At 59.5% G+C, this 26,495-nt stretch carries 30 protein-coding genes; all 30 read right to left on the bottom strand.

Going from position 1 to position 26,495, the window contains the following annotated elements; all coding sequences use genetic code 11:
- The coding region (locus AC3WMT_RS25205) for a hypothetical protein (RefSeq protein WP_103306032.1) at window positions 1-653 on the bottom strand (653 nt) is incomplete at its 3' end.
- A 54-nt stretch (window positions 654-707) separates the two neighbouring features.
- Window positions 708-1,157 carry a tail fiber assembly protein gene (locus AC3WMT_RS25200; protein WP_103306031.1) on the bottom strand — a complete coding sequence of 150 codons (450 nt, stop codon included), beginning with the start codon at window positions 1,155-1,157 and terminating at the stop codon, window positions 708-710.
- Window positions 1,145-1,909 carry a gp53-like domain-containing protein gene (locus tag AC3WMT_RS25195; RefSeq protein WP_103306030.1) on the bottom strand — a complete coding sequence of 255 codons (765 nt, stop codon included), beginning with the start codon at window positions 1,907-1,909 and terminating at the stop codon, window positions 1,145-1,147. The genes AC3WMT_RS25200 and AC3WMT_RS25195 overlap by 13 nt, the downstream gene beginning before the upstream one ends.
- Complete coding sequence (locus tag AC3WMT_RS25190; RefSeq protein ID WP_103306029.1) at window positions 1,906-2,382, bottom strand: phage tail assembly chaperone; 477 nt, start codon at window positions 2,380-2,382, stop codon at window positions 1,906-1,908. The genes AC3WMT_RS25195 and AC3WMT_RS25190 overlap by 4 nt, the downstream gene beginning before the upstream one ends.
- Before the next feature lie 7 nt (window positions 2,383-2,389).
- Window positions 2,390-4,933 carry a phage tail protein gene (locus AC3WMT_RS25185; RefSeq protein WP_256583585.1) on the bottom strand — a complete coding sequence of 848 codons (2,544 nt, stop codon included), beginning with the start codon at window positions 4,931-4,933 and terminating at the stop codon, window positions 2,390-2,392.
- 49 nt (window positions 4,934-4,982) lie between these two features.
- A complete protein-coding gene (locus AC3WMT_RS25180) occupies window positions 4,983-5,708 on the bottom strand; it encodes a hypothetical protein (protein WP_103306028.1) in 726 nt (241 codons plus the stop codon).
- Window positions 5,708-7,093 (bottom strand): hypothetical protein, encoded by a 1,386-nt coding sequence (locus AC3WMT_RS25175; RefSeq protein ID WP_146041279.1) that lies wholly within the window; start codon window positions 7,091-7,093, stop codon window positions 5,708-5,710. Before AC3WMT_RS25175 ends, AC3WMT_RS25180 begins: the two co-directional genes overlap by 1 nt.
- Window positions 7,080-7,397 (bottom strand): hypothetical protein, encoded by a 318-nt coding sequence (locus AC3WMT_RS25170; RefSeq protein WP_146041278.1) that lies wholly within the window; start codon window positions 7,395-7,397, stop codon window positions 7,080-7,082. The genes AC3WMT_RS25175 and AC3WMT_RS25170 overlap by 14 nt, the downstream gene beginning before the upstream one ends.
- Before the next feature lie 72 nt (window positions 7,398-7,469).
- Window positions 7,470-10,052 carry a glycoside hydrolase family 19 protein gene (locus AC3WMT_RS25165; protein ID WP_103306025.1) on the bottom strand — a complete coding sequence of 861 codons (2,583 nt, stop codon included), beginning with the start codon at window positions 10,050-10,052 and terminating at the stop codon, window positions 7,470-7,472.
- Window positions 10,053-10,055: 3 nt separating this feature from the next.
- A complete protein-coding gene (locus AC3WMT_RS25160) occupies window positions 10,056-10,967 on the bottom strand; it encodes a hypothetical protein (RefSeq protein WP_103306024.1) in 912 nt (303 codons plus the stop codon).
- Window positions 10,960-12,585, bottom strand: coding sequence for a hypothetical protein (locus AC3WMT_RS25155; protein WP_103306023.1), 1,626 nt, complete (start codon window positions 12,583-12,585; stop codon window positions 10,960-10,962). Before AC3WMT_RS25155 ends, AC3WMT_RS25160 begins: the two co-directional genes overlap by 8 nt.
- A gap of 145 nt (window positions 12,586-12,730) precedes the next feature.
- On the bottom strand, window positions 12,731-13,144 hold the full coding sequence (locus AC3WMT_RS25150; protein WP_103306022.1) for a hypothetical protein: 414 nt from the start codon (window positions 13,142-13,144) through the stop codon (window positions 12,731-12,733).
- 53 nt (window positions 13,145-13,197) lie between these two features.
- Complete coding sequence (locus AC3WMT_RS25145; protein ID WP_103306021.1) at window positions 13,198-13,707, bottom strand: hypothetical protein; 510 nt, start codon at window positions 13,705-13,707, stop codon at window positions 13,198-13,200.
- 9 nt (window positions 13,708-13,716) lie between these two features.
- A complete protein-coding gene (locus tag AC3WMT_RS25140) occupies window positions 13,717-14,820 on the bottom strand; it encodes a hypothetical protein (protein ID WP_146041277.1) in 1,104 nt (367 codons plus the stop codon).
- Complete coding sequence (locus AC3WMT_RS25135) at window positions 14,820-15,116, bottom strand: hypothetical protein (RefSeq protein WP_103306019.1); 297 nt, start codon at window positions 15,114-15,116, stop codon at window positions 14,820-14,822. Before AC3WMT_RS25135 ends, AC3WMT_RS25140 begins: the two co-directional genes overlap by 1 nt.
- A 125-nt stretch (window positions 15,117-15,241) precedes the next feature.
- Window positions 15,242-16,057, bottom strand: coding sequence for a hypothetical protein (locus AC3WMT_RS25130; protein ID WP_103306018.1), 816 nt, complete (start codon window positions 16,055-16,057; stop codon window positions 15,242-15,244).
- Entirely contained in the window at window positions 16,054-16,452 is a 399-nt protein-coding gene (locus AC3WMT_RS25125; protein WP_103306017.1) for a hypothetical protein, read from the bottom strand. Before AC3WMT_RS25125 ends, AC3WMT_RS25130 begins: the two co-directional genes overlap by 4 nt.
- A gap of 124 nt (window positions 16,453-16,576) precedes the next feature.
- Window positions 16,577-18,127, bottom strand: coding sequence for a hypothetical protein (locus tag AC3WMT_RS25120; RefSeq protein WP_103306016.1), 1,551 nt, complete (start codon window positions 18,125-18,127; stop codon window positions 16,577-16,579).
- 51 nt (window positions 18,128-18,178) lie between these two features.
- Window positions 18,179-18,898 (bottom strand): hypothetical protein, encoded by a 720-nt coding sequence (locus AC3WMT_RS25115; RefSeq protein ID WP_103306015.1) that lies wholly within the window; start codon window positions 18,896-18,898, stop codon window positions 18,179-18,181.
- Entirely contained in the window at window positions 18,895-19,494 is a 600-nt protein-coding gene (locus AC3WMT_RS25110) for a hypothetical protein (RefSeq protein ID WP_103306014.1), read from the bottom strand. Before AC3WMT_RS25110 ends, AC3WMT_RS25115 begins: the two co-directional genes overlap by 4 nt.
- Window positions 19,491-19,724, bottom strand: a complete 234-nt coding sequence (locus AC3WMT_RS25105) for a hypothetical protein (protein ID WP_146041276.1) — start codon at window positions 19,722-19,724, stop codon at window positions 19,491-19,493. The genes AC3WMT_RS25110 and AC3WMT_RS25105 overlap by 4 nt, the downstream gene beginning before the upstream one ends.
- 14 nt (window positions 19,725-19,738) lie before the next feature.
- Window positions 19,739-20,224 (bottom strand): hypothetical protein, encoded by a 486-nt coding sequence (locus tag AC3WMT_RS25100; RefSeq protein WP_146041275.1) that lies wholly within the window; start codon window positions 20,222-20,224, stop codon window positions 19,739-19,741.
- Between the two features lie 206 nt (window positions 20,225-20,430).
- On the bottom strand, window positions 20,431-21,711 hold the full coding sequence (locus tag AC3WMT_RS25095; protein WP_103306011.1) for a hypothetical protein: 1,281 nt from the start codon (window positions 21,709-21,711) through the stop codon (window positions 20,431-20,433).
- Complete coding sequence (locus tag AC3WMT_RS25090) at window positions 21,711-22,001, bottom strand: helix-turn-helix domain-containing protein (protein WP_103306010.1); 291 nt, start codon at window positions 21,999-22,001, stop codon at window positions 21,711-21,713. The genes AC3WMT_RS25095 and AC3WMT_RS25090 overlap by 1 nt, the downstream gene beginning before the upstream one ends.
- On the bottom strand, window positions 21,998-23,125 hold the full coding sequence (locus tag AC3WMT_RS25085; protein WP_103306009.1) for a terminase small subunit: 1,128 nt from the start codon (window positions 23,123-23,125) through the stop codon (window positions 21,998-22,000). The genes AC3WMT_RS25090 and AC3WMT_RS25085 overlap by 4 nt, the downstream gene beginning before the upstream one ends.
- Before the next feature lie 354 nt (window positions 23,126-23,479).
- Window positions 23,480-24,229, bottom strand: a complete 750-nt coding sequence (locus AC3WMT_RS25080; RefSeq protein WP_146041274.1) for a helix-turn-helix domain-containing protein — start codon at window positions 24,227-24,229, stop codon at window positions 23,480-23,482.
- A 248-nt stretch (window positions 24,230-24,477) separates the two neighbouring features.
- Window positions 24,478-24,762, bottom strand: coding sequence for a hypothetical protein (locus AC3WMT_RS25075; protein WP_103306008.1), 285 nt, complete (start codon window positions 24,760-24,762; stop codon window positions 24,478-24,480).
- On the bottom strand, window positions 24,763-25,266 hold the full coding sequence (locus tag AC3WMT_RS25070) for a DUF1064 domain-containing protein (protein ID WP_256583584.1): 504 nt from the start codon (window positions 25,264-25,266) through the stop codon (window positions 24,763-24,765).
- Window positions 25,266-25,466, bottom strand: coding sequence for a hypothetical protein (locus AC3WMT_RS25065; RefSeq protein WP_103306007.1), 201 nt, complete (start codon window positions 25,464-25,466; stop codon window positions 25,266-25,268). Before AC3WMT_RS25065 ends, AC3WMT_RS25070 begins: the two co-directional genes overlap by 1 nt.
- A 132-nt stretch (window positions 25,467-25,598) precedes the next feature.
- On the bottom strand, window positions 25,599-26,399 hold the full coding sequence (locus tag AC3WMT_RS25060) for a hypothetical protein (RefSeq protein WP_103306006.1): 801 nt from the start codon (window positions 26,397-26,399) through the stop codon (window positions 25,599-25,601).
- Between the last annotated feature and the right edge of the window lie 96 nt (window positions 26,400-26,495).

Genomic DNA, 26,495 nt, shown 5'->3' with positions numbered 1-26,495 from the left:
CTTCCGTCGTTCGGTTCGCCCTCAGCTGGCGCCCGGAAAATCGGCACAACGCACTTGAGCGCCACGTCGGCGGCCAGGATCTTTATGTTTTTCTGATCGACCTCGACCTTCATCCAGTCGATACGCTTTGTCTCCAGCTGCATCGCCGCCGGAACTTCGTATTGGCCAAACTTGTATTTGGCGTCGATGTAACGGCGGTGGGGTTCCTGCATGAACGCACTCAACTGCGCCGCCAGTGATTTGGCGCTGTCGCTGTCACTGGCGACGATGACCATCTGTATACGGCGGTCGTGCATGTCCTGCCGGTAGTCGTACCATGAACCGCCCTTGTAGATTTGCACGCGCTCAAATCCGGTGTGGTGGCCTCCCCAGTCCGCGCCAGTACCCAGAAAATCATCATCGGTGGCCAGCAGCAGTACGGGTAGCTTGGTAGTCGCGCCAGGTGGGCCGTTCTCGTTCTTGCGGTACTGCGCCAGCATCGACTCAACCTTGTCGAGCATGCGCCCCGGCGCCCACTGCATGGCCTGAGCTGGGCGCCGATTGCGGAACTCTTGTACTGCCAAAGTATCGGTGTACAGCGTGTTAAACCAGTCGAGCAGGTACCAGCCAAAGGCCTCCTTTTGCTGGATAAAGCTGCCATTCATTTCAGCCATTTGGAGCCTCATTCGTCACGAGATTGCCCGGCGTCTGCGGGTGTTGGCGCTGCATCAAAGCAGCACCTCACCATCCACAAGCCACGTCGGCGCCACCGGACGATGATCCACCAGTGGGAACTCTTCACCCTGCGGCCATTTGCGCAGTTCTTGGCGGTACGCTTGCAGCTCGGTGTATTGCTCGGCGGTCAGCGTGGTAGCGCCACCCGCTTCCACTTCGTCACGGTGGCGCGATACGACTCCATCCGTCTCTGCCAGGCGCAGATCGCGCCAAGTACGCTCCACGGCGGCCAGCCTTTCGTGGCTCGGCGGCGGCTGATCGACCAGAACAGGGTGGCCGTTTTCATCAGCAGTGATGACCATTCCGGCAGATTGCCCATCCAGAAGGGCGCGAAGAATCTCGGGTGGAACCTCAACGCCATCGTCAGGAATAACGTTGACAATGGCGGTGTCGTAGAAGCCAGGATTTAATTTACTAAAAAAGATCAAGATCAATTCCCCCATGCGCGCCAAGTTACGGTTTGAATCACCCCAGTAGTGGGCCCCGTATTCGCGTTTACCAAAATTGAGTTGAGGCTGCTGCCGGCCTTTCTCGCCCCAGCGGTAGCGAACTCCGAAGCCCCTGCTATTGCCGAGATGGCTACTGAGGCCGAAACCCCGAGAATCGCGTTAGGGAAAACGGTGGGCAGTAAAACGGTCTGCTCGGAGTTGTCCGCTACAGATACAGTTCCCCATTGCTCGATCAGGCCCGATGGGTACTTCTGATAGCCGTTAGCACTGAGCAATGAAGCGAACAGCGCAGAAGAAGGCAAAGCCCCGTCTCCCGACAGAATCTGCCAAGCGTTCCCCACTTTGATGATATGGAATACCTGCGGCTGCACCACTGCATAGGGAGTGGGAAGCACACCAACCTGACTAAATAGCTGGTCACCTCCTTGAACCAGCAACCGGCCACCTTGGCCTGTGCGAATCATGACGGCAGCGCCGTTAGGAACACTGGCGAGCGCGGGCAGCGTTACATCAACCACGCTCGCCTTGATCACTTTGCCGACATCAGCTGGCGTCAGAACCGTGTTGACGGATAGTTCGAGGTAGTCCGAAAAATTCCCTAGTGCCCGCTGAACAAATGCAGCAGTGGTCAATGTGTCGCCCTTGTCGAACTGCGCGGCGGTTGCCCCAAAGGCGCGCTCCATAAAGGCCAGAACCCAGTCCTGCACCTTCTGATCGTTTTGTGCGAGTACGCTTGCTCTGCTCATTCAGCACCGCCTTGTACGGTTTGAGTGGTCGACCCTGCCAGATTGTCTTCCTGTGCGCTGGCAAGCCATTGCGGCGGGGTTGGTCGCGATTGTGAGGCCGGAAATTCTGGCGATTGAGGCCAATCGCGCAGCGCCTGCATGTAAACCAGCAACTCTTGAAATTGCTCGCCTGTGAGCGTGGTTGCTCCGGACAGTTCGAGCTGATCGCGGTGACGCTCGCGCAACCACAGCACTGCCGACAGCTCTGCATCACGCCAGGCGCGTTCCTGTACCGCCAAGGCCTCAACCGGCGTTACTACGTCGACCAGATAAGGCAACCCATTCTCGTCGTGTAATCGAAGTGTTCCGGGGGCTGGATTGCAGATAACCGACTCACATAGCTCGTCGCTGATTTCGACGGCATCCGCTGGCATTGAAGGGTGGAGGCCCAGTAAATAAGTACATCCGGTGGTTTGGCTGTAAAAACGTTTCATGTGGGCCTCAGTTTCCAATGGCGAAAATTTTGCGAGATACCCAACCGGTGATATGGGCAAAGGTGCTCGATGTCACGCTGTTGGTAAAAGCGCCATCAATGCGGCAGGTTGCGAAACCGTTGCCGTTCGATGACTGACCAGTGCTTCCGATTGCGTGCCAGCAGGCATTTGGGAAGGCCATAGGCCACGGAGCTGTAACCGTTTCGGCAGAACCTGCGGATATTTGCCCGGTATTGCTGGTCATCCATTGAATGACCAGCCCGCCCAACCATGACGGGAATGCGATGCAGCCGTTCTGCCCCTTCATAATCGAGAAGCCCCATCGCAACTTTTTCGGCGTCACAATCGTGGCATCGTCCGCCCCCGCATCAGTCAGCGCCTGCGTAGCAATCCTGGCTGTGCCTTGGTCGACTTCAGTTGCCTGCAGTGCCAGCGGCGCCAACGCGGCGACATCAATCGTTCCCTGGTTAACCGGTGTGTTCCAGGCCTTGATGCACCACATCACCGCCAAGTTGCGCGGACGGTTTTCCGCGCCCCCTAATGCATCTCCGTTTAGAGCTTCTACCCCCGCGGTTTTACTATTCGTATCAGGCTGACCAGAAAAGCCTAGTTGCACCGTGGCTGCCACAGACGTACCACTACCGCCAGCGTACTTTGCCCCCATGTAGTGCATGTGTTCTTTAATTTCTTCAGCCTGAAAGCTACCGATGGCACGGCCTGCATCGACTCCACGGCCATGATCCCAGCCACGCAGAAACTCGCCCCGAGTATCTGGCAGCCGGGTAGATCCCACCGCGTCTCCCGCAAGGTTGTAGGTCTTTTTCAGGTACGCGGCCAGGTCTGGATAGAGCGCGTCGAGAAAAAGGCTGCCGTCCGCTTCCAGATAGCCAGGCGGGACAACGCCAGCCGGGAACGGCATCAGAGCGCCCACCGGCACCGCCGATTTCATTTTCTCCAGCTCGGCGGCCAGCGCGGCCACGTCAATCTGACCCTGATTGACTGGAGCGCTCCACGCCTTGATGCACCACATCACCGCCAAGTTGCGCGGACGGGTTTCGGTCGAAGTGCGCGCTACACGCGAGGCGTCAAAATTCGCGGAGTGATAGCCCGTTGTGGCGTTGGCCGATGACGGAACCCCAACGTTGTTGCCAAGGGCGAACACACCAGTGGACGTTTTTATATCAAGGTTGCCGTCGATGGTGCCGGTCATATTCTGCAAGGCGTCAAGCTGATAACTGCCAATCACCCGGCCTGCATCGACACCTCGCCCGTGATCCCAGCCACGCAGGAACTCGCCGCGCGAATCAGGCAGGCGGAAGTTACCAGCGCCCTCATCGCCCTTGTTGAAGGTCGTGCCCAAGTACGCGGCAAGATCCGGATAGGTGGCGATGCTCTTTACACTGCCATCCAGTTCCAGATAGCCGACAGGGACAATACCTTTCGGTACCGGAAGCATTGCGCCCACTGGCATCCCCGACGCCGTTTTCATCAGCGCCTCTACTTCGGCCTTGGTGTAGCCATCGGCGACCTTGAAGGACTTGAGCGCCACAATCACTAAGTCGTCATCCATGTTGCATGGATTGATCAGGGTGATTTTCGAGCCGTCCGCGGCGGAGGCGTAATCGAAGATTTCGCGACCGTTGAGAAATACAATGATGCTGCCAGGAACATGTGGCGCAGCGAAAACCTTCTGCGCCACCGACGCCTTGAACGCGAAGCGCTCAAAAGCCTTACCGCTACCCACGCCACCGCCCAACTGGAAGCTGGCGCCGTCGTAGTTGAGGTCGTACAGGGATCCGGCCTTGATGTCGCCTGCGTCCAGCTCAATTAGGCCGGTGTCACCACCGCGCTTTACCGGAACATCGCCAAAGCCCTGGATGCTGGCAGTTACAGAGCCGGTATTGGTGTCTTTGGCCACAAACTGGAAGCGCTGAAACTTGGCCAAGGCCGGTAGTTTCGACTCCGGCGCATCAAGTTTAAGCTTCAAGGCGTTCGCGGTGCTGCCTGCGGAATGCACCAGCCCCATCAGCGGCCCGGCATCCTTCGCCACGTCCGCACGCAACATGTACTGCGGGTGGGCGTTTGCGGCGCCTTCGTGTTCAGACAGGGCCGCCAGCGCAGCGTCAATATTGGAGTCGATAACGATGTTGATGCTGCCCGCCGGTACCTGGGCGAAGCCGATATCTGCCATCAAGACATAGGCTACGCCGTCGGTTTTGTAGGAGGCTACTGTGCCGTTGGCGAGCGACCAGACGAACACCAGCACATCACCAGACCAGAAACCGATCTCGCCAATACCGACTTCGCCCACGTCTTCGTTCCAGGCCGCGCTGATACGCAGCTGGTAAAGCGTTGGGCGACTTCCGCCAGCGAACGGAACGCGACTCCCTACAGGTGCGGCCAACGCCGTCTCATTGCCGGTCGGGTTGTAGTGCGCGCGACCGAACGAGACGGCATCAAGAATGAGCTCAATCCCGGTGTTGGCGGCGTTGAACGCCGCAGCCTGACCGGCAAGGGTCAGGGTGGGATTTAGAATTAAAGGATCTGCCATAAAGCCCCCGGCGGTTATTTATGGCAAAGCGTAAGGCCGAAAATCCGGCCTATTTGGTGAAGGTTTGCATGTCTAAACGCTCGCCGGAGCTGAATTGCAAGTTGGTGCCGCGCACCTTGATACCTGGGCCGACAGTCATGTACGACTCAATGCGGCGCTGGTGATAAAGCGCGGTACCGGTGATGCGCCCGATGTTTACCCCGTAGGCAATGCAGGCAATCGGGATTTTGAGGCTGGCGCGGCGGGCGGCGCGAAGATCCAGCACGAACCGCGCCGCCACAGCCGTGCGGGCTGCCGTCAGGATCCGCTGCGGGACGATTTCCGTCTCGATGTCCACGCGCAAGCGGCTGGTGAGGAAGTAGTCAGTTAGCTCAAGGCCCGCCAGCTCAATTTCACGCTCTGTCATCAGGTCGACCGGGTAGACGCCATCCTTTTCAGGCTTCAGGCACCACATTTGGTCAATCGTGAAGACGTCGCCGAACAGCGCTCGCAGGTAGAACTTCAGGAAGTGAGTGCCGCGCTGGGGGTTGAGGTAGCGCCAGGCCTTGAAAAGCATACGAGTCTTGTCGCTGGTAGTGTCGTTGAGCAGCGCCAGCCCGTCGTTGTTGAGTCCACGGCTGATAAAGGCGTCTGGCCCCAAGTGCGGCATCCCGAGGGTGTTGGCGTCGATCACGTCCCCGGCCAGATTCTTGCGGTAGAGGCTGACAAACAACGCCTTGAACTCGGATTCAATCGCGTCATATTCGGCGCTGCGTAGTAATGGCTTGAGCTCCATCAGTTGGCTGTCTCCGTGAAGACTTCCAGGCTCTCTTCCGTCACATAACGGAAGTGCTCGGGCAGATCTGCCGTGTCATCGCCGATCATGTCGACCGAGATATCAGCAACCCGCTGAGTCAGCGCCGGGACGTTCTGGCGCAGAAGGTCGTAGATATCCTTTTTCAGCATCTTGGCTTCGCCACGCTTGGCCCAATCGGATTCGCGACCGTAGTTATCCAGAATCAACGCCCGAACCGCTTGCATCGTCGCCGCAGAGTCGTAAGTCGATGGCACGTAGAGGGTGAGCTTGAGCGGTACCGCTTTCTCAATAGCTTCCACGAACTTGATGCGGTAGCTGTTATCGGCAGTCGTGATGATCAACCGAATCTCGCTTTGCAACGCCTCCGGAGTGACGCCGCGCTTCAGCACGGACACGAACAGCTTGTTCATGTTCTCGACGCTCGCGGGGCGCACCGACTCTTCTTTCAGCTCGTTCCACACGTTGAGGAACGTAACCGCGCCCAACTTGCGGCGCACCAGAAAGTCGAAGTTGGCCCGGTAAACCGCGTTCTCGCTGTAGATCCCCGGAAACGAGCAGATTTCTCGCATGGTTGTGATGCTCATTGGCGCCTCGCCCGACTGGCTGACTTCCGCCAGCGTCATGGCCGCCTTCTCAGTGGCATCGGTGTATTCGAAGTAGAACGCCATACCGACACTGGGGCTGATTTCGCCCTCGGTGTCATAGATTGAAATATTGAGCTTGGTTCCGGTGGCTGGCTGCATCCCGGCCAACCCGGTTACGCCGAATACGAGACTGATTACTTGATTCTCATCGGTCTGAATGTGATAGACCAGATCGCCGTCGAGCACGTTGCAGAACTCCGGGGCGTGCTCCCAGCCGGTCACCATCACCTCAGCGATATAACCGATTTCAGGCTCTGCCAGCTCGACCGGGTAGAACGGCTGATTCTGCGCCACGGTGTGCGTCACGGTTCGCAGCTCCACCTGGCGCGCGATGATGCTGCCGGTGGCGCCCGCTGCCACTTGGGCGCCGGTCGTTACCCGCCACATGCGCCCATTCTGATCGCGCAGTACGCGCCCGCCGAGGATCTTCAGCAGCTTGTCGCCGCCGTTCTTGACCGTGATGGCTGCAATGCACGGCCTGCCGAACGGCAGAACACCCTTTACCGATGCATCCGCCAACACCGTCACGTCTCGGGCCTTCAGGTATGACTCACCGGTTGTCACCTCCACCTGCGTGGCGACCTCGGCGAGCATGGCCGCTATGGACGCCATCCCTTGGGTAATGAGTGGATCACCGATCTGGAACCGCTTGGCCAAGGTCGGATAATTGGTGATTTCGTCCACCGCGCTCTGTATGAGCTGGTCTTTAGTAATTGCCACGGGATACCTCTGACAAGTCGGTAAGGCTCAGCATTTGCCCGGCCACTTCGATATGTACGTTCTTGAGCTCGATGCCCTCGGACGTGGCATACAGGTTGACCGTCCCCGGCGGGAACGCACCCAAGACAGGAATGTCCTTGAGCAGCTTGGCCAGAAACCAATCGGCCAATGGGGAGTTGAGCGGCTTTTGCAGCATTTCTTCGACGGGGTTGCCGTAGGTGCTGCCGTAGTAGGTGTTCGGCTTGGTCGCCCACCAGTGCGCGATCATGCGAAAAATCAGGTCAGTGTTTAACGTTTCGGCCATGACAGACGCGCTCAGAATGCTTTGCCGCATCTTGGCAAAGAAAACCGCCACCTCTCGGCAGCGGTTTGCAGGTCAAAACGGTGTCATTCCAAGCCCGCCCGAAGATGCGTGCGCAATGCCCCTGTCTGGAACGTTTTGCGACAGCGGCGACTCAAGGTTTACCGTCGTCGGGCCTTCCTTGCCCCCGCCACCACTTGGCGGTGGGGCCTTGACCTCGGCCATGCTCGGGATCTTGACCTGGCTGGCGTCCGCCGCAGCTGGCGCATAGCTCGCCACTTTGGGGGCCGCCAGTGTTGTCGGTACCGCGTTGTTTGCCACAGTCACCGGGCGGGCCTGAGAGGGCGCCATGATGCCAATGGGCGTGGCTGCCTGAGCACCGGCAAGCGTCTTGGGAGACGCCACAGCCGCCATGGTGCTCGCCACTGCCGTTCCGACTGCCGCGGGCGCCGCCACCTTCATTTCGTCGGCGCGCCGGGTAGGCGTGAGGTCGCCCGCCTTCGCCTGAGCCAGATAGGTTTCTTCGTACTTCTTCTGTACGTCGGCCAGGCCGTTTGTGCCGCCGTTTGTGAGCTTGCGCGCCTTGACCATATCCCCGGCCTGCGCTGCCTTGTCGGCGCCGGAGCTTTTCCAGTGCTGCACAGCGATCTGCGCCGAATACTTTGGGTCTGCCGCCAGCTCGGGGTTGTTCACAAGGTCGATGCCAAGCTTCTTGCCCATTTCCTCATACTGGGCGCGACCGGTGAGTTGCAGCGCACCACGCCCGCGAAACTTGTAGCCGTCACCCGGATCCTTGTTACCCATCCGCCCGCCATAGACCTTGTTGGCGATTGCTTCGGGGTTGTTGGCATCGGCGCGCGCAGACTCGGCGTCTTTGTAGTATTTCGGGAAAACCTCCTGCAAACGCTTGGCGCTGTAGTTCAGGTTCTCTTCTTTCTTGGTGAAACCACCCGACTCGTGGTCAACGTTGGCCATCAGCATGGCCTTGGATTTGGGGTCTGTGATACCGCCCGCGTCCATCGCCTGAATCAGCTGATCCTTGGCGGCGCTGGAGCTGCTCGATCCAAACTTCCCGCCTGTCGCCTTGTAAAGCATGTTCGACCCGGCATCGGCAACGCTGCTTGCCTTGTCGGCCACGTAATCCTTACCGTCCTGCACCTTGTCCATCACGGTGTCTTTGACGCCGAGCACCGCGTCGGTTGCTTTGCTCCAAGCGTCTTTGATCCACTGCCCGACAGCGGTGAAGGCCTTGGCCTGCACGTCCAGAAAACCTTTGAAACCGTCAGACACAAAGCCGAATGCCGCGGTGGCCGCATCAAGCGCGCCATCCTTCAGGCTGGTGAATGCATCGCCGATCTTCCCGGGAATTGACCCCAGGTCGACAGTCGATAGCCACTCGCCCACCATGCCGCCCAGCGAATCACCGATCATTGCACCAGCGATTGCACCGGCAGGCCCGCCGAGCATCCCGAGAACGCCACCTACGAGCCCACCGACACCGCTGCCGACGTCACCCCACTTGTTCTTCTTGTTTTCTTCCGGCGAAAGGTTCGGGTCATCGGCAGCCATCGCCGACGAGGCGATCATTGCGCCGCCGAACAGCGCGCCAATCAACGGCAGCTTTTTCAGCAGGCCTTTACCCATCCCCGCCAAGCCGCCGCCGCGCGGTGGCGAAGGCGGACGTCCACCCCTTGAGCCGCCCCCGCCAGGCGGAGCATCAGCTGCTGAGCGGATCCGCGTGCGAGAACCATCAGGGTTACGCGCGTTCCGGCCACTGCGCCCCCCTGCGCCACCTCCTGACCCACCGCCCCTGCCCGACCTACCAGCCCTTCCCGCTCGCCCCGGGATCAGCCTGCTGGCGGCCCCGAGCACGCGACCGAGCCCCAGCAGCTTGCCCAGCGCTTTGAATGGCGCCAGCGCCGCACCAACGAGCGCCAGCAGCATCCCAAGCATGCCGCCCATACCGCTACGTCCGCGCCCGCGGTTGGCGTCGGCTTGAGTTCGCCAGATACGGCGCAGCCACCCGATGTTTTCGCGGTGTTCCTTGGTCTGCTTGTCCCTGCCGAATAGACGTCCCAGCGGCTTGAACAGCGCAAAGGCTGGCGACAGGATCCCGCTCAATTCCTTCGCCGCTTGAACGGTCGGGTCTACGTTGTCGACATCGGCGGTCAGCTTGTTCCCCATGTCCTTGGCCGCATCGACAATAGACCCGCCAATAGCGCGTGCGGCGCTGGTGTCCATTGAGCCGCTGTCTCTGTCCCCGCCCGCTGGCGCTCCAGCACGAATAAACCGGCCATTTTCATCGCGCGCGCCTGGTGGGCGAGGCGAGTTCACACGGTCGTCTGACGGCCCCCGGCTATTGCGCCGTCCAGCGTCACCGTTGCCGCTGCTGTCGGCTTCGGATTGGCTTGGCGGGCGTGGTAGCGCAGGATCATTAACCGCATCACTGCGGTAGGAGTCCGGAATTGGTAATGGGCCGGGCGGAGTGGGCGTGACGGGCGGAAGGCCGTGGATCTCACTTAAACGCTTAGCGATGTTGCTGGTGTTCTCGGCGATCTGCCGTAACAACTTGAGTTCATGCGCCAGCTTTTCAATCTCTGCCGCAATGCTTTCACCGCGCAGAAAACCGGTTGTTTCATCATGATCAAGCTGGGCCATGGATCAGTGCCCCCTGATGACAGAATCGACCATTGCCATGGCCTTCTTCACGCCGCCCACAACAACGTCTACAGCACCCTTTTCCTCTGCTTTCTCCGGCGCTGGCTGATAACCGGGCAGGTTTTCGTTCGCCATAAATCGCTGGGCGCTGTCGAGCATGGTGGCGCCGGTATCCATGTTGATACCGCGCTCCATTACCTTGGGTGCGCTGTCGAGCATGGGCGCCTCGATCTTGGCTTGGTGCAGGCGCTCCAGCAGTCTGGCGTTGTATTCGTTCAGCTCATCGTTGATTTTGTATTGCTTCAGGATGTCGTTACTGAGGCCTGCGGCGAAGGCGTCAGACTCTTTGATCATGTTGTCGACCGAGTCCAGCAGCGCAGCGCTTTCAGTCGGGAAGGTATCAACCGCCGTAAACACGCCAGGCGCCACACTGTCCAGCATCACCGCATAGCCACGGTTGTTGTCGTAGTTCGGCGCTCGCACCAGATCCATGCCGAAATAGCCCTTGGGCACGCGCAGACCGTTCTCTTCAGGCGCGTAGATAGCCGAGCTGAAACCGTAGGCCTTGCTGTCCCACAGGCGCGCGCCAACACGCCCCGGCGCGGTATCAAGAAACTCTTGCTCGTGTTCTACGTCGCCGGTCGGGTAGCACTTGAGGTAGATCGTGCGGCACGCGGGCTCAAGCACTACCGGCACGCCGTCCACCATGACCGTTTCCGGTACGTCCAGCGTGTACTTCTCCCGGTACTGGTGGCCGATGTAGCCGTAGATATCGCCCTTGCGGATCGATTCCTGAAGCGCGGCACCGTTGAACAAGCGCATGGCGGCATCAATGTCGATTGCGCGCTTCTGGCCGGTGAAGTTGCGCTTGATATCGTTCAGGTTGTAACGGATCACGCCCGTGCGCTTACTCATCTAGATTGTCCTCTTGGTCTGTGTTGCCGCCAGCGTTCGCGCCTGGGGGTAGATCCATGTCGTATTCGCCGCCACCGCCTGGCTGTACCGGTGGCTTGGCGTTGGCCAGCCCCTTGGCGAACATCTCCGCACCTTCAGCGTCCATTTCCGCGACCTTGGCCAGCATGTAGGCCACGACGTCCTGCGGCAGACCCAGCTCACGAAGCTGCGCCAAGACTTGCACCAGAATTGCGGCCTTGTTCATCGCCCGTTCCGAGCTGGCTTGTTTCTCGGCTTCCAGCGCCGCGATACCACCGTAGAAGTTGATCGTGTAAGGGCGTTCGGTGTCCGGCCAGCACTTGCCGTACTTGGCCATCATGTGGCGGTCGATGGTGTCGTTGCAGGTCTTGGTGTAACTGGTACGCATCATCCGGGCGCGTTCGGCACCCATTGCGCTGGTGCGGTTCGATCCGCCGTCGCCCAGGCCGCCCGACAGCTGATCAGCGAAGCCCATTTGAGAAATGTCAGTGCCGAGGGTGCCCGCCAGCTTCTTGGCGTGAAACATCACGTCTTCAATGCCCAGGTTCTGGCCATTGGCGCCGGAAGCAATGCTGCTCACTTGGGTCAGTTGCTTGTTATTGGAAACCGGAATGACGTTGAAATTGCGGGAAGTGGAATAGACGCCTTCCTGAATCTGCTTGTGCGCCCGCTCTTTCATGGCGGTGAGCATTTTGGTCAGGTTTTCAATGGTCTTAGCGCGCTGTTCCTTGGTGGTGTCTGCCAGGTCAATCGTCAGCAGCACTTCTTCGATAGAGCTGGCGATACGCTGCCCCACCAAACCACGCAGCGCCGAGTACAGGTTGTCAAAGTCCTGCTCAGCGGCTTCCAGCAATGAACCGCCCACCAACGCCGGGAGCGGCATGATGTCGCGCAGATTGGCGGCTTCCAGATTGATCTTCTGCGCGTTCTCAATGATTTTCGTCTGCGGCAGCACCAGCATGCGCGGCATTTTCCAGCGCACGATATCCATATGGCTGAGCTTGCTCTGCATCTTCTCGCCCAAGCTCACCACATAACCGACGGTACGCCCCAGCTCTTCATAGGGCTGCACCAACGGCGTCCACAGCGTTTCATGATCGAATGCCACTAGCCCTTCGCCCTTGACGGTGTAGGCGCGAGCGTAAGAGTCGCCAAACCCGGCGGCGTTGAAACCCATGGAGTGGCAGCTGTCGTTCAACATTTTGATGACGGGCGCCAGCTCGTCGACCATCTTCTGATCGGCACGGCTGATATGCGGCTTCGCCTCAAGAAAGACGGTTTCCCCTGTAGTTTCGTGCCCACCAAGTGCCATCTGGACGTTGTTGCGCAGGGCTGTAGAAATAAGCCCTTCCTGCATCATGAAGTGATACTTCATGTAAATCTGCGAGCGAGTGCGCACCGGCTTACCGGAGTTGCCCAGCAACATTTCGACGCCGACATAATCCGCATCGAAGGTGTCCACCTGAGCCAGCCGGTGCTCAGCTTGCTGAGTAGCCTGACTGGCTGTCATGTCGGAGAGCTGTCCGCCCATGATCAGATCGCGAGCGCCGCCAATAAATCGCGATGCCAGGCCTTTTTTGGGTTCAGTTGAATTAGCCATTCACGTACACACAGAGGCTTGAATTAACCCCCAGCGTACAGGCGCAAAAACGCCTTTCCCGGCGCCGGTTTGCGCGTCATCCGGACACAAAAAAGCCCCGATGCTTTTCGCGTCGAGGCTTATCGATTTGGCATTGGTCGACGGCTTATCGGGCACCCTTGCTGTGCTTCTGCCAAGCCTGTAGCGGTGTGGTCACGCCTTCATGAGTTGTCAGCCACTGGTACCGCTCTTGCTCTGTCAGCTCTTGCCACCATTGCGCCGCTTCATCGCCGCCCTGCATGGACAGGTCAATGATCGTCTCTAAGGTGGGTTCGCCCGGCTCGCGCTGCTCGTTGTACATTTCAAACAACACGTCCGCAGTCATCGGCTTGCGCGGCAGGTTATCTTCGACCACATACGTGTAACTGCCTTTGCCGCCCAGCAGCGTGCCATTGCCACTTGCGGAACCGAACTTGATGGCATCAACGGCGTTATCGATCATGTCGCCGATGTCCTTTGTCTCGGCGGCTTCAATCTCAATGATGATCTTTGCCTTCCAGCGTTCTTGTTCAGGGGGCATAGGGCGCTCTCCAGTGGGCCACAATAATGCGCCCACCATGCCACCGGCTGGCTTTACTCGTCTAGATCCTCGCTCACTGCCTCATCTGGCCGAGGGTTCAGCAGGTACTTGCGGGTGTATGGCGGAATGTTCACGTTACCGGTGACGTCGACAATCTCAAAGTTGACGATCACCCCGCCCCCCATCAGCACCGCTACCAGCATGCGCTTGCCCGGCTGCACATAACCTTCGGTACCGGGATCCGCCAGCGGCTCAATGGACGCCTCAAGGATGCCATCCGCGTAATCCATCCGGCTGCCATCGTCAGAGGTGTTGCCCAAGGGCGCGGCGTAGCCCTGTGAAAAGTGAATCATTGCCTCGCCAGTCTCAACCCATTCATAGGCAGCTTCGTCCTCATCACTCATCACGCCCAGCGGGCCAATGGTTGGATAACCGTCTGCCGTTTCGTCGTCACTGGTGCGGGTGACCTTCTTGTCGAAGAGCACGCAGGGGATAGCATTGGGCTCGCGCAGCGTGCGCTGGCGGTTGGCCCGGTTGATTTGAATGGCCACGTTATTGAGCATGTCTTACCCCTAAGTCCTTTCTACGGCGCTGAGCGCTGCGGCGATCTGTTTGGCGCTGAAGCCTTGAGCCTTCATGGCCGCGGTCAGTGCCTGGTGCTGCACGGCGGACACCTTCCTGTTCACTTTGTCGGGCTTGCTGGCGCGTAGCTTGTCATTTGCTGCCTTCACCCTTCGCGCTTCTTGCTGGCGCTGGTACGACGGCTGCGCCTGGCGCTGGGCTTTCTTCTCTTCAGCCGTGCGGATGACAGAACCGCGCTTGCTCTTTTGCGCGTCTCGCAACGCCTGCTCAACGAACTTTTGCTGCTCGGCCACCGTGACCATCGACTTCTTGTTGCTGAGCGTCCGGCGCCCGCGCTCGATCATCGACTTGGCGTAGAGGTTGAACGTCGCCCCGGCGGTGATGGTCGCCATCACGCGAATGACATGCTTGCAGGCGATGCCCTTCATTGTCGGGTTCCGGATGCGCGGGAAACCGTCCTCGGGGCGTCCGTAGTTGAAGTTTCCGATGCTGGCGATGTAGCGGTACCAGTACGTGTGCCGCCCACAGTCGCAATCGAACTTCAGTTTGCCCGCCAACATGCGGCGCGCAGCCTCAAGCGCGTTGTTGCCGTCGGCGAGCACCATGTCGTAGTCGAGGAACTGCACATAAACGTGGTGCCTCGCCACGTTTGATTTTGCGCTGGCGTTGGTCTGTATATGCACCACGCCGCCGCTGTTGCTGACCGGGATAATTCGGTGAATTTCTCGCGTGGCGCGCGCCCGGTCGTCAGGCGCTGACAAGTTGATCACCTGCTTGGCCAGGATGCCGCCGCTGGCGCCCGACACAGGCACGTTGCCTTTGCGCTGGCCATGGCGCCGCTGGATGTCATGCACCGCCGCCCGGAACGCAATCAGATCGTCGACAGTCAGCGGCCTGAACTCGCCTCCGAGGGTGGTGAACAGCCCTCGCTTGTGGTCGTACAGCCCCGCCATGTCGTCGGCGGACAGAATTGAGCTCTGATCGCCAATACGTCGCGCGCGGTCAGCCTCATAGCGCTTGCGCGCCTCGGCAGTCAACTTGTTCGCCGCTACCACCAGCGGGTCGCGGGCGCCCGCCCCCTTCTTGGCGGCCATCAGCGCACTGACCTTGTGGCGGTGACGATCCCGCATTTCTGTTTGAGGTACGCCAGGTGCTCTTTCGTAGGCAGCACCACGTCTTTTTCGATCAGCTCAGAGTCAACCGTCGAAAGCCCCGCCGCCGCCATGATTGCCAGCGTCTCAGTGGGATCGCCGTAAACACGCAGCGCCATCATCGGCAGGTGGTAGCGCTCGCTCGGGAAGCTGCGCACTACTTGGCGGCGGGGTGAATACGACGGTTCAGTCAGTGCGAACTTTCGCACCTCCAGATAAAACCGGGCTTCGGGGATCATGGGGCGACCTCTTTGAACACTGGCCGATTATCCCGGCGCCAGCACAGGCGCTTATGGGGCACTTTGCATGCTCCGGACAAAACAAACCCCGCACAGGGCGGGGTATTTGGTCTATCGCTCGACGGTCAAACCGCCAGCAGTTCGGTGGGCTCTTCGGCGGTGTACGTGCCCGCCAATCTCTCGCGTTCTTCGTCCCAGCACAGCAGGCACAACGCCTCAAGCTCACGCTCCATACGGTCGCCGGGCTTCGTCAGCATGGCGCGCCCACGTTCGTCGACTTGCGAAACCATGCGGGACATTTGAGCCGATAGCGCCTCTGTGTCGGGAGCCTTGATGGCCTTTTTGATTGCTCCCTGCTTGTAAAGGTCAAATGCCTGCGCGTAGCCATCCAGATACTTGTCGCGCTGTTTCTCGCACTCTGGCGGGTGCTGAAGGTTGACGTTGATCCAGTTCATCCCGTTCGACGGCAACCGCACCAGATGACGGATCAGCGTGCTGCAAAACGAGAGGCCGTGAACCATCACCCGGGGCGAACCCAGTGCCGCGGCATAGTCCACCAGCTGCTGCGCGTAGGCCTTGTCCTTGCCGAAGTCGACACTGCCGTTAACGGTGCGCTCGCTGAGCATCACAGCCCGGCGCCGACCGCCAGCACCACGCGCCGGGGCAACGATGAAGTGAACGGCATGAAACCGGTAGTCGTCGCACACCACTGCCAGAAAGTGCTCAAACGCTTCGCCCTGCTTGATTGGGCCGCTGGCCAGCGCCGCCGCCAGCAGCGCGGGCACGTCGCTTGGCTTGAGCGTTGGGCCTGCCGGGCGGGCTTTTCTGTAGCCAAAGTCTCGAGATTTTATCGGGTCGCTGGAATAGGCCGCTTTGCTCAGCAGCCCCATTCGCGACCGGTATTCAAGGTTCTCATCGTGGCGACTGCGTTTGGCGCTCATGCTGCCACCGCCGACGGCAGTTCTTGCTGGCCGAGGTAGCTGGCGTATCGGGTGTACACCACAGACTTGCAGCTACGCGACACGATGAATTCACGCCCACCAATCTGGCAGTAATGATCACGCGCCCGACTGCGCACGCCTTGGATTCGTTCATTACGTGCCGACAGTCCCTGCACCGCCTCTATCCGCACCAGCGTCCCGCGGTGAATGCGCGTCAGGCCCGAGTCACCCGCCTCGATCTCTTTGAGCGTGTGCGTTCCTACCAGCATCCACTCAACGCCGTCGACGTCCAGGGCCGACACAAACTTCTGATCGCCCCAAAAGGCCACGAACACCGATGAGTCCACTTTCTCAGGGCGGCGGTGCCAGTTCTTTCTGTAGCGGCGGATTTTCATGGCATTACCTCAAACTATCCCCGGACAATGTGAGGCGCTTTTTAGCGCTGAAACGGCCGAAAACACGGGGTTTGTTTCCTGACTTCCGCAGAATATACATCAACAAACAATAAAATGTATGTTTTTAAGCGACGTCAGCAAGAAGGTCAGCGGCTTTGCTGAGGGTTGCTTGTGCCCGCGAAGACTGCGCCGCCTCTGTCTCTTCGCTGCATGCGACGTAGTTGACGTCCTCAAGGAACGCCATGCAGATGGTGTCAAACAAGTCCGGGGATGAAAGCCCGTCGGCGGCCATGCTCTCTTTGCTGGCGATCTTGTACCGCCCCAGCTCATCAAACGAGTAAGGCAGTCGTGAGCCTTGGTCGATCAGGTCGCGCTTGTGTTTCTTGGATAGCTTGACCACGCCGTCTTTGATTGCCTCGGTGGCATGCACGGTGCATTGCGCGCGCTGGTTGATGAATCGCTTACGGTTTTCGTTGGAATGCGGCTTAGCGCCCCACAGAACGCCCTGAATGATCATGCTGCCCTCTTGCAGCTCTTCCAGTCGGCGCTGGAACTGCTTACCCATGGCCGAGACGTCAATCACGATGGTGACGTTAGGCAGGCGCATGGCGTAATCACGCAGCTTGACCGCCAGCGGCGTCCAGTCCTCAGTCGCGCTGTAGATCGGCACGTCGACCACCTCCACCCGGCGGCGGCGCTCGTTCGCCATCCGGTCGCCCTTGCCGGTGACGCGAAAGTGAGTGGCCACGGTCTTATCTCGCCCGACGCCAGCCGCAACGTCGACAACGATGATGTGTCCCCACTCTTCGCCTGGCAGGATCGGGCTCGCCTGCTCTATCGCCCGCTCGATCAGCACCGAACTCAGCAGGTACTTGCTGAGGTTGGTCGGGAACATGCCCCGCACCTTGATCTGGTATTCTGGCTCCATCGTGCCGCCGTACTGGAGCCGCTTTTCCTTGATGAACTTGAGGCTGACAATCGGGCTTTCTTCGGAGTTGAAGACCAGCGGTACCCAGCCACCGCCGCGGTAGATGGACTGGCCGTGGTGCGTCTCCCAAAAGAAACCGGTAGAGCGCGTCGGCTGGCTCGCCATGATGAAGCGGTTACGCTCATCGGTCAGTGCGCCACCGATGACGCCAAAGTTTTCGTCCGGGATGCCGGAGGCTTCGTCCGCCAGCCATAGCAGGTACTCACCGTGGGTACCTGCCAAGTTCTCAGGCGAGCCGCGTGGTGCGGTACGGGTGGTGACGTACCATGTGGCGCTGTGACCGGTTACATAGACTTTCTCAGCCTGGATAACCACGTAGTCAGCGATCCACGCATGCGGCCCTTTGCGGATCTCCGCCAGCATGGTGGTGATTTCCTTCCACACACCCTCTCGCACCGTCTTGAGCTTCGGCGCGGTCACATAGGTGTTGGAATTGAGATAGCACAGCAGGTGCCAGAGACAGATGACCCCGAAACTGCGGGTTTTACCAGTACCGTGGCCAGACGATACCGACACCCGACAGCCGTAGACTGAGGATTCATCAAAGAGCTCTTGTTGTTGCGGTGTAACGTCCATCAAACAGGCTTCAACCGCGAAGGCGTACAGGTTGAAGGCGTAACGTTCGATGAAAGCGGGCCACCTCGGGTCTGTTTCTAAGCGCAGACGCTGGGCTTTCGGCTTGGCCATATGATCCTTAAACACATAGGGGCCAGTTCCCCGGCCCCTGTCACTCTACGGCTACGCCTGGCGCACTTTCAGAGACGGTTTGCGGTCTTGCGTGCTGTTCAGAACGAATGCTTTCCAGCTGCTGCCAGACGCCCAACAGCCCAACGTGGTTTGGGTAGCTCGGAAAAAGCCTTTGCGTCGACCTTGGCCAGAGTGCAGCACCATGCTGCCACCACTGCGGGCAAGCCCTTCACGCGCCACCTGAAAGCTCACCTCCGGCATGGTGCTGGCGTCTTCCATCAACCACATGGGATCGCGCCCACCGAAACCGGCCATGTGTTCCGGGGAATGCGCGCTCGCGGCCAGAAAGAGCACGCCACAGCCTGAATACTCCGCATGCTGGCGAAGCCTGATGCTTCTGATGGTGATTCGCAGGTAACCGACCAACCATGCGTGCTCGCCCTCAATACGCTTGACCAGCTTGCTGTATTGCTCACAGCAGCGAAGCATGTCGCCGAAGGGCACGGCCACCATAGTCCTCGACTCGGGACGGCAAAACAGCCGCCAGAACGCGATAGGCGCCAGCGGGCTGATCATTCCCCGTTCCATCGGATTCAGGTCTGAAGCCATCGACACCTGGCAGTCAGGCATCTGCACGCTTTCGAAGGCCCGCGCCAGCGAGTCGTCAACGTCCATCCCGCACACCTCGCGCGCGAATGCGGCCAAGTCATTGGCGTAGCGGCGGACGAAAGCGGGCCAGCGCTCGTCATCTTGAATCAGGCGCTGGCTCATGCTGCGGCCTCGCTGGCCAGCTGCGCCGATTGCCGCTCGTGTTCGGCGATCAGCAGCGCGCCAGCCTTCTCGATGGCGCGCAGGCGTGACTCTTGTTTCATGGGGGCGTGAGGCCATGGCCACACGGTTGGGGCGTAGTCCGGCATCAATAGCTGAAGTAGATAACCCGTCGCCGCACGCAGCAGCTCGTCATCGCGATAGCGCAGGTCGCGCTCCGGGTGGTAACCCTTCACCAGCAGCTGGCGCTGGCGCTCGCTCAAAATGGCGTTCTCGCTCGGGCCAGTCACCGGCATGGCCGACCATAGCGCCAGCGGCTGCTCCCATCCATTGGTGGCCCGCTGCGCCCACTCGGTCGTGGTCATGCGCGCATATGGCCGCGTCACGGAGATACCCTGATCACGCCCACGGCGCACCAGCAGCCACGCTTTCGGTTGTTGCGCTGCCTGGCGGGACTGCGCCAGCGATTCCCACACCAGAAACGTCTTCTGTGTGTGGGCGTTCACGTACTCGCCCGTCTCGGCGTTGAAAGCCAGGTCACTGATGCCCGCATGCCGACACGAGCGCTCAAAATGTTCACGACTGAAAAATAGGCTCATGGTGCGGATCTCGCCCTGGGTTTGAATTGAAAGAGCTCGGGTGGCGGCGCCGGAAATTCGAAAACCACCGCCATTAGTGAGGCCTCGCTGACGTCGTTCAAGCGCCAGCGCTCGGCGGGTAGGTGGTCGCGCAGGGCGTGCTCGATCTCGCCAGCCTCATTGCGCAGCCACAACTCGTCGCCCTGCACACGGACAACGATCAACTCTTCGCCGGTCTGAAGATTGGTCAAGGTCTGGCTCACCTTCACGCCATTTCCCCCGTCTTGCGGTTGATCTCGGTCGGCTTGGTGAAAGCGCGGGAGAACCGGAATTTAGCGATCACCTGATTGAAATTACTTTCCACCCGGTCGAAATACTGATTGCTCTCGGCCATCAGTGCCTGCGCCAGCATGGCCGCGGGGACACTGCGCCCCTCGATCACGTAGGTAGCAAGGCTCCGCACCAGACGCTGCTCGGCATATGTGCCACTGAAGCCAGGCAGCAACCGTGCTTGACCGCGCACGGACGTCGACAGATCCACCGGGCGCGCATCAGCCGTCGGCATGAGCAGGTAGAACCCGCCGAGGCGCTTGGGCTCAAGGCGCGCCAGCCGCTCTTTCCTGCCGAACGTGTGCAGCCCGGCAGCCGCCAGCGACTTGAAAATCAGGTTCGCAGTGTCGAGCCGGTACTGCTGGCGCTCGGTCAGTGTGATTGCCGTGAGCGGCGCCGGTTGCGCGGTTACTGCTTGCATGTCCATCCCCTAAATCTTGAGCCGCATCTGTGCGCGGTCACATTCGTTTTCACCGTGCGGGAGCTTGTGGGCTAGGGCCTCACAGTTCCGGCGTTCACAATCACGGCAGTAGGTGTAGGCGGGGCTATTTCGCGGCCTCCGCCAGATGACGCGATTGCTTTCGCAAAAACGACACTTCATCAGTCCTTTCCCGGTCTATCCCCGGACTATTCGGGGCGTGCGTCGATCATCGCCTGCGCGTACACCCATCGGCGATTAGCAAATGCGGCCAGGCTTTCTTCCGGTTTTTGCTTCAGTGGGCAGTTGATCGCGAAGTCATCGCGCAGGTCTGTCAGGTACTGATCCAGCTTCTTCGCTGGCGCTTCTGGCGCGGGCGCCGGATCGAAGGATGGTGCAGGCTTCTCGACCGCTAACGGCAGTTCCATGCTGTGGAACGCCATGCAGATGGCATCAAACAGGTCTGCGGTCGGCAGTTGGGCGTCAGCGATCTCCGAAGGCTTGGCAACCCGATAGCGCGCTTCATCAGTGAACTGGAAAGGGAGTTTCGAGCCGAGCAGTACCATTGGGTCGCTGAACCCGATATCGGATGGTAGTGCCAGCTTCATGTTCTTGTTTCGGATCGCTTCAGCGGCCAAAACGCTGCATTCAGTGCGACGGTTCACGTATCGCTTGCCATTGCCACCTTTTGGCAGGGCTTGGCCCATTGTCATGCCGTAACACCTGACATGTGGACTCACAACATGTTGCAGGTAATGGAGCAACTGCACGCCTTCGCCTAGGGCATCCACGAGAATGGTCGCAGGAGCAGATAGCGCCTCGACGTGCCGCAGCAACGTATCGCCATAGGATTTCAGATCACCGCTTTCAGTGTGAATTGGATAGCTGCCCACCTCAACCAGTCGGCGGGCATCAGGGGTGTCGTATACGCGCATGTGGGCGGCAACCGTCATCCCGCCACGATGCACACCGCCGAGACGGACGCCGATTACATGCTTCACCTCGACACCTTCGGGAATCGGGCTTTCGATGGTCAGCGCCTGGGCGATATCGGAATCACTGAGCAGGTACTGGCCAGCGGCGCGGGAAGGCGCCTTGAGAATCGCTACCCCGTCGCAGCTGGCTACCTTGGCCGAAGGCTGGATCTTGCCTTGAACCACCACCTGTAGCTGTCCACCACCTTGCGGGCGCACAACGTCTTTGATGGCAGACGCCACAGGGGAAACCATGTAGCTGCTCAACAGCGGGCGCAGGCGGGAGTGTGTTTGCGCGTAGCGCTGTTTGCGGCCAAAGCCTTCCTGAACCGATACGGGCTTACACCCCGGCAGCTCTACCCAGTAATGCACACCGCGGGCGGCGTTGGCGCGATCTGGCGCCGTCACTTTATAGCCTTGAGTGATGAGCCACTGCCTGAATGACGCAACGTTGCAGGCCGCCAGCAGGTCGGTGTCGTGCGATTGTCCTTTCGATTTTGCTGCGGGGTTAGCCATCATTCTGCTCCTAGCGGGTTGGCCGTGAATGGCCTGAGATTTTTAGTGTTCCCGCGGCGGATGGCCGGGGGACGTTTTTCAACAACAGGCTTGAGCCACAGCTGCCCCGTTTTGAACAGGAACAGCTCCCACAGTCCAAGCTTGATTTTGGTGTCGCCCTTCTCATACAGGCGCCACGATTCGCGGCTCACGTAGATCAGCTCCCCAGCAGCGGTTTCGCTCAGGTTCACAGCCTTGCGGGCCTTGCGGATGTTCTGAGGGGTCGGCTGGCGATCAGCGGCGAGCGTCATGCATCACCGCCGTTTTCATCCAGTCCCGCGATATCGGCCATACGCTGGGCCATCGCGTCTCTCTGCGCTTGGGTGGCCTGCATGCCTTTCTCGTAGGCATCATTCAGTGCAGCCGTATCTACAACGGCCACAGGAGGCGCCGCCGGTTCGATATTCATGTTGAAGATGCGGCCCAGCATTTCGAGGTACGGGCGGGCGTCGTGGATCTTCATTTCCAGCCCATCCTTGGTTTCCTTCACGCCGCCGTACAGGGCCAGCGCGCCAGGTGAAAGGTGCCGGGTGTCTTTGAGCACGAGCTGGCCAACGCCATTGCCATTGCACTCGGGGCATTCCGGGTGTGGGTCGAGGTTGGCGTCGAAGCCCAGGCCACCCAGCTCGTCGAGCACCGGCAGCGGCTTGCGCTTTGCGGCCTTGGCTTCGGCCAGTGCCTCTTCATGGCGGGCCCTGCGCTCTTCCAGCTGACGCGGGGTCATCTGGTACCGGAAGTCTTTGCCGTGGCAGCACCGGCAGCACCGGTAAACGTACTCGACTAACTCCCGAGGGTCGGCCATCGCGGCGCCGTAGATGCGCTGAATTACCCGCCCGGTGATTTCCTCAGTCTTGGCAAACAGCTCCGCACGCTTGGCCAGCGTGTATGGGTGTTCCTTAACCTTCTTTAACAGGCGACTGGCGGCAGCGGCGGCCACGGCATCGGATTTGCACTCGTAGCCTGCATCGATATAAGACTGAGTGCCGTTTTGTGTGACCAGCCAAAGGTCGACAAACTTCGCCTGACGTGCGTCGAGATCGTGCAGATTCCCGGCCTGCAAGGCTTCCAGCTCTTTCTGTTTCAGCTTGACCGCTTTCGTCACGCGGGTGCTGCCACCGGTTGCGCGGGGCTTTTTCTCTTGTGCCGGGGCATCCGTTGCAGCAGCGGAAGGTTTGGCGGCACGCGGCTTTCTGGCTGGATTTGCAGGCTTTTTGGGTGTCTTCGCAGGGGGTGTTTTTTGGACTCGACCGGCCCTCACCTTAACTTCTGGCGTTTTAGGGGGTGCAAACACACGTTTGCCAGTCTTGTCCGGGGATTGATTATCCTCGGCTGGCTTGGCGCGCTCTTCGGTACCCTCGATCTTCTTCCGTGCCACTGGTCATCAACCTTAAATGCAAAGTCTTTTGGCTATCGGCCACGTAAAAAACGCCAACTTTCTGCGCGCTCGGCGCAAAAAAACCCGCAACTGCGGGCCAGATCCTGAAAGGACTAGCCCGCCGAAACGGGCTCCCCAATACCGTACAGGGGCCGCCACGGCTGGCGCTGCAATGGTGTCGAGACCATTTCCCCAATTTTGACCGTTATCCAACTTCGAATGCCTGATGGCGACTCCCTGTCGAAAGCCTCCAATGACGGCGGAACCGTGTGAACAATCCCCTCCGCCCAGCACCTAGCGCACGACAGCCCGGCATGGCCACCCTATGCCGGGTGGCTGGCTTACAAGCCGGTGTTAAAACAGGGCGTGTTGTACCGCTTCCCGCACCTGCTGCACCGTGCAAACAGGATGCTCGAATTCAATCAGGGCAGATTCATGTTGTTTGCGCGAAATGTGGTCTTTCATCACCACAGAAAACTCAGAAATAAGACGCTCCAGCCCGGCGCCGCCGCGAAGCCCCTCAAACACAGCGCCGTGGTGCTTGCGGATGACGCCCAGCGAATCGCTCAACTCAATGGAAATGCCTGCCAACTTACCCAGCAGCACCCGATCCATGCTCGCGCCTTCGACGCTGATCGCCATTACCTGGGCCAGCCGTTCTAGGTAGGTCTGGTTGTATTTGGTCAGAACCCCTGTGAGCACGCCAGTAATGAGCGCCTGATTGCCCTCTTCAGGCGCAAGCCCGAGATCATCAGTACGGCCCAGCAGGTAGTCGGTGGTGACGCTGTAAAGGTCGGCCAGAATCTGAAGGTTCTTCAGGCTTGGCGAGCGGTGACCATTTTCAAAGAGGCTGATCATGGTCAGATTGGAGTGGCCGAGTCGCATAGCTACCTCAAGATCCTTGAGGCCTGCGGCTCGGCGCGCTTTCACAAGGCGAGCCGCGACGACATCACGCAGCGCTTGCTCTTCTTCCTTGGAACGGCTGGCCGGGCTCATGCCCTCCCCGCATTCCTCAGAATCGAACATCAGCATGCTTTCAGGCGCCGCTGCTTGCGCACCTTCCACCGGCATTACCGCGTTTTCGTTATCACCGATATCAGACACTTTGACGTCACCCTTACGACCACTGCTGTCAGAGCGCCATTAGATTGTATCCCCGTACCATTCGCAACCCCGGAATGCCCAAAAAGTTCCCACTCACCCACGAGGAAATTGCCAACTTCTGGATTACTGGCCTAAACCGTCTTGGGAATTAACCGCCTTTTTAACGATGTTCCCGCGTGGATCCAATCAAATACCCGCTATTGACCGTCTGTCAGGGCATCCCTGCACGATTCGGCATGTAACCGGTTTTATGCAGCATTTTCAGGGCTATACAGCGATTGCGCGCGCTCGTGAATTGCCAGCATTACGGCCTTCAGCGCCTCACAGCGGGCAGGGTTTACCGACTCCAGGCGGGCAAGGTAGGTTCGTCTGGCGTAAAGGTCTTGGCTCATCAGGTACTGGCCGGTGTACTGATCATGCAGCCCCGTACCAATTGAACAATAGCGATTTGTTGGTGGATAACACGAGCCGCAGCGCAGGACGTGATTCATGTACCCCTCATGCGCTTGAAACGTGGCGTCGTCGAGCTGCACTTAGAATTCCTCTACCTTCCACGATGGATCCCGACCCTTGCTCCCGCCCTCTTTCATCACGGCGATGAACTTGAAAACGGGGAACATCTTGGCGGCCACCTTGATCTTTATCCGGGCGTCTTCCATCCAGTGCCCCTTCACCTCATGCACTTCCAGATGACCGCTGGCGAGCTGCACCAAGAAGTCCGGCGCATAGGTTGTTTTCTCCGCCAGCACTAGCCGGAACGGCTCAAACTGGTACCAAACAATCTCACCGGCCATGCGGCGCACTTCAAGGTGAGCCCGATAAGCCTCTTCGGTCTTGTTCAGCTCGCCTTTCTCCAGGCGCCCCAACGCCTGCATAGCCTTCATGCCCCCGCCACGGGCTGGCTTCTTCGCCTCATCACCCGCCATGCGCAAGTGCTCCGGTACCGACTTGCTCCCGGTCTGCTTGCCCAGCGCCCGGCGAGTCATGTCCGGTGGAAGCCTGGCCAGATCCTCTTCTGAGAAAATGCGCTTGCTCATCAGGCCACCGCGCCGCTACAGCAATGACAGGAACGCACAGAGCCACGCGCCCGCAGCCAGATCATGTATTCGCGCTGCACCCGTTCATCCATGTAGTCGTCGAGGTCGCGCCCCATCGGGCCTTTCTTGCGCTCAAACGGGCCTTCGTTGTCACTCTCAAAATCACTGCGAGCCTCATCGGCCACTTCAAACACGCTCACTGCACAGCCTCCAGATGATCAAACGGGGTACAAAACTGGCCCCTGAATGGCGTCAGCCAATGTAATGGCGCGCACGGCTGCGCCACCCGCAGGGTTTGCAGGTGTTCGCATCAATCAGGGAGAGATTCCGGGTCAGGCTTGCAGCTGCTGCTCGGGCTGCTTGTCGGCTTGACGGCGCAGGTAGAACGCGGCCAGATCCATCGGGTATAGGGATCGCTCACCGGCCTGAATCGCGGTGTCGAGCGTCCAATGACGTGTATCCGCATTCAGCCGGTGCCAGCCGGTGTTCGGGAAGTAGCCGAAGTAGGAAAGTTCTTCAGTGGCTTCGCACAGCAGGAAGTGAGTCGCCATCGACTCAGCGTCCATCATTTGCTGAATCTCATCCAAATGGTGCGGGCGCAGCTCGCCGGGCAGTGCATGGCCGTTGTAGTCGATTGGACGCTCCAGCCCCATGGATTCGCTGCGCTCCAGATGGAACGCCAGTGACCGCACAGGGCCAGCGTCATCGTTTACTGCAAAGGCTGCATGCTTGAACAGGCGGCGCGCACGCGGCAAACGCTCTTCTGTCGGCTCTTCTACTGGAACCCGCGGCCTTGCCACCAGTTTCGGGTGAAATGCGCCAGCAACGGCATCAGTGGAGCTTTGCGCAGGCTCGCCAACAGTTGATGCAGGTGCTTGCCGTGCTCTGGACGGTTTCAGCAGCTCCGGACGCTCGCGCAGCGGCATAAACTCGCTTTCTCCGACGATGACACTACCAACCACACGCCCAAGGTCGACTTGATCCAGTACGAACTCGACCAACTCCAGGCCGCGCGCCAGCAGCAGGTTCATGTTCTGATGCCCGCAGCGCTTCAGCAGGCTCTCGACCCGCGCCAAGCTGTTCGACGTCATAGAAAAAACGATCTCGTGGCGCTGTAGTGCCTGGCCGGTCATGTGAACCTCTGAACGTGTTGAATTGATATGCGACATAATGACATAACAACAATATATCACAATAGCGTTTCTGTGTTTTTGTGCTGTTTGCGCTCC

It is taken from the genome of Pseudomonas sp. FW305-7, from assembly GCF_058786735.1.
The sequence above is the reverse complement of the archived record's forward strand: the minus strand, read 5'-3'. Positions and strand labels throughout refer to the sequence as shown.

Coding starts and splice junctions, on each gene's coding strand:
- AC3WMT_RS25060 (WP_103306006.1), bottom strand. CDS start 26,399: ATGACCGGCCAGGCACTACAGCGCCACGAGATCGTTTTTTCTATGACG.
- AC3WMT_RS25120 (WP_103306016.1), bottom strand. CDS start 18,127: ATGGCCAAGCCGAAAGCCCAGCGTCTGCGCTTAGAAACAGACCCGAGG.
- AC3WMT_RS25130 (WP_103306018.1), bottom strand. CDS start 16,057: ATGAGCGCCAAACGCAGTCGCCACGATGAGAACCTTGAATACCGGTCG.
- AC3WMT_RS25195 (WP_103306030.1), bottom strand. CDS start 1,909: ATGAGCAGAGCAAGCGTACTCGCACAAAACGATCAGAAGGTGCAGGAC.
- AC3WMT_RS25180 (WP_103306028.1), bottom strand. CDS start 5,708: ATGGAGCTCAAGCCATTACTACGCAGCGCCGAATATGACGCGATTGAA.
- AC3WMT_RS25125 (WP_103306017.1), bottom strand. CDS start 16,452: ATGAAAATCCGCCGCTACAGAAAGAACTGGCACCGCCGCCCTGAGAAA.
- AC3WMT_RS25135 (WP_103306019.1), bottom strand. CDS start 15,116: ATGATCCCCGAAGCCCGGTTTTATCTGGAGGTGCGAAAGTTCGCACTG.
- AC3WMT_RS25170 (WP_146041278.1), bottom strand. CDS start 7,397: ATGGCCGAAACGTTAAACACTGACCTGATTTTTCGCATGATCGCGCAC.
- AC3WMT_RS25090 (WP_103306010.1), bottom strand. CDS start 22,001: ATGACGCTCGCCGCTGATCGCCAGCCGACCCCTCAGAACATCCGCAAG.
- AC3WMT_RS25100 (WP_146041275.1), bottom strand. CDS start 20,224: ATGCAAGCAGTAACCGCGCAACCGGCGCCGCTCACGGCAATCACACTG.
- AC3WMT_RS25070 (WP_256583584.1), bottom strand. CDS start 25,266: ATGAGCAAGCGCATTTTCTCAGAAGAGGATCTGGCCAGGCTTCCACCG.
- AC3WMT_RS25200 (WP_103306031.1), bottom strand. CDS start 1,157: ATGGGGGAATTGATCTTGATCTTTTTTAGTAAATTAAATCCTGGCTTC.
- AC3WMT_RS25160 (WP_103306024.1), bottom strand. CDS start 10,967: ATGAGTAAGCGCACGGGCGTGATCCGTTACAACCTGAACGATATCAAG.
- AC3WMT_RS25155 (WP_103306023.1), bottom strand. CDS start 12,585: ATGGCTAATTCAACTGAACCCAAAAAAGGCCTGGCATCGCGATTTATT.
- AC3WMT_RS25190 (WP_103306029.1), bottom strand. CDS start 2,382: ATGAAACGTTTTTACAGCCAAACCACCGGATGTACTTATTTACTGGGC.
- AC3WMT_RS25140 (WP_146041277.1), bottom strand. CDS start 14,820: ATGGCCGCCAAGAAGGGGGCGGGCGCCCGCGACCCGCTGGTGGTAGCG.
- AC3WMT_RS25095 (WP_103306011.1), bottom strand. CDS start 21,711: ATGGCTAACCCCGCAGCAAAATCGAAAGGACAATCGCACGACACCGAC.
- AC3WMT_RS25185 (WP_256583585.1), bottom strand. CDS start 4,933: ATGGCAGATCCTTTAATTCTAAATCCCACCCTGACCCTTGCCGGTCAG.
- AC3WMT_RS25110 (WP_103306014.1), bottom strand. CDS start 19,494: ATGAGCCTATTTTTCAGTCGTGAACATTTTGAGCGCTCGTGTCGGCAT.
- AC3WMT_RS25115 (WP_103306015.1), bottom strand. CDS start 18,898: ATGAGCCAGCGCCTGATTCAAGATGACGAGCGCTGGCCCGCTTTCGTC.
- AC3WMT_RS25165 (WP_103306025.1), bottom strand. CDS start 10,052: ATGGCCCAGCTTGATCATGATGAAACAACCGGTTTTCTGCGCGGTGAA.
- AC3WMT_RS25150 (WP_103306022.1), bottom strand. CDS start 13,144: ATGCCCCCTGAACAAGAACGCTGGAAGGCAAAGATCATCATTGAGATT.
- AC3WMT_RS25145 (WP_103306021.1), bottom strand. CDS start 13,707: ATGCTCAATAACGTGGCCATTCAAATCAACCGGGCCAACCGCCAGCGC.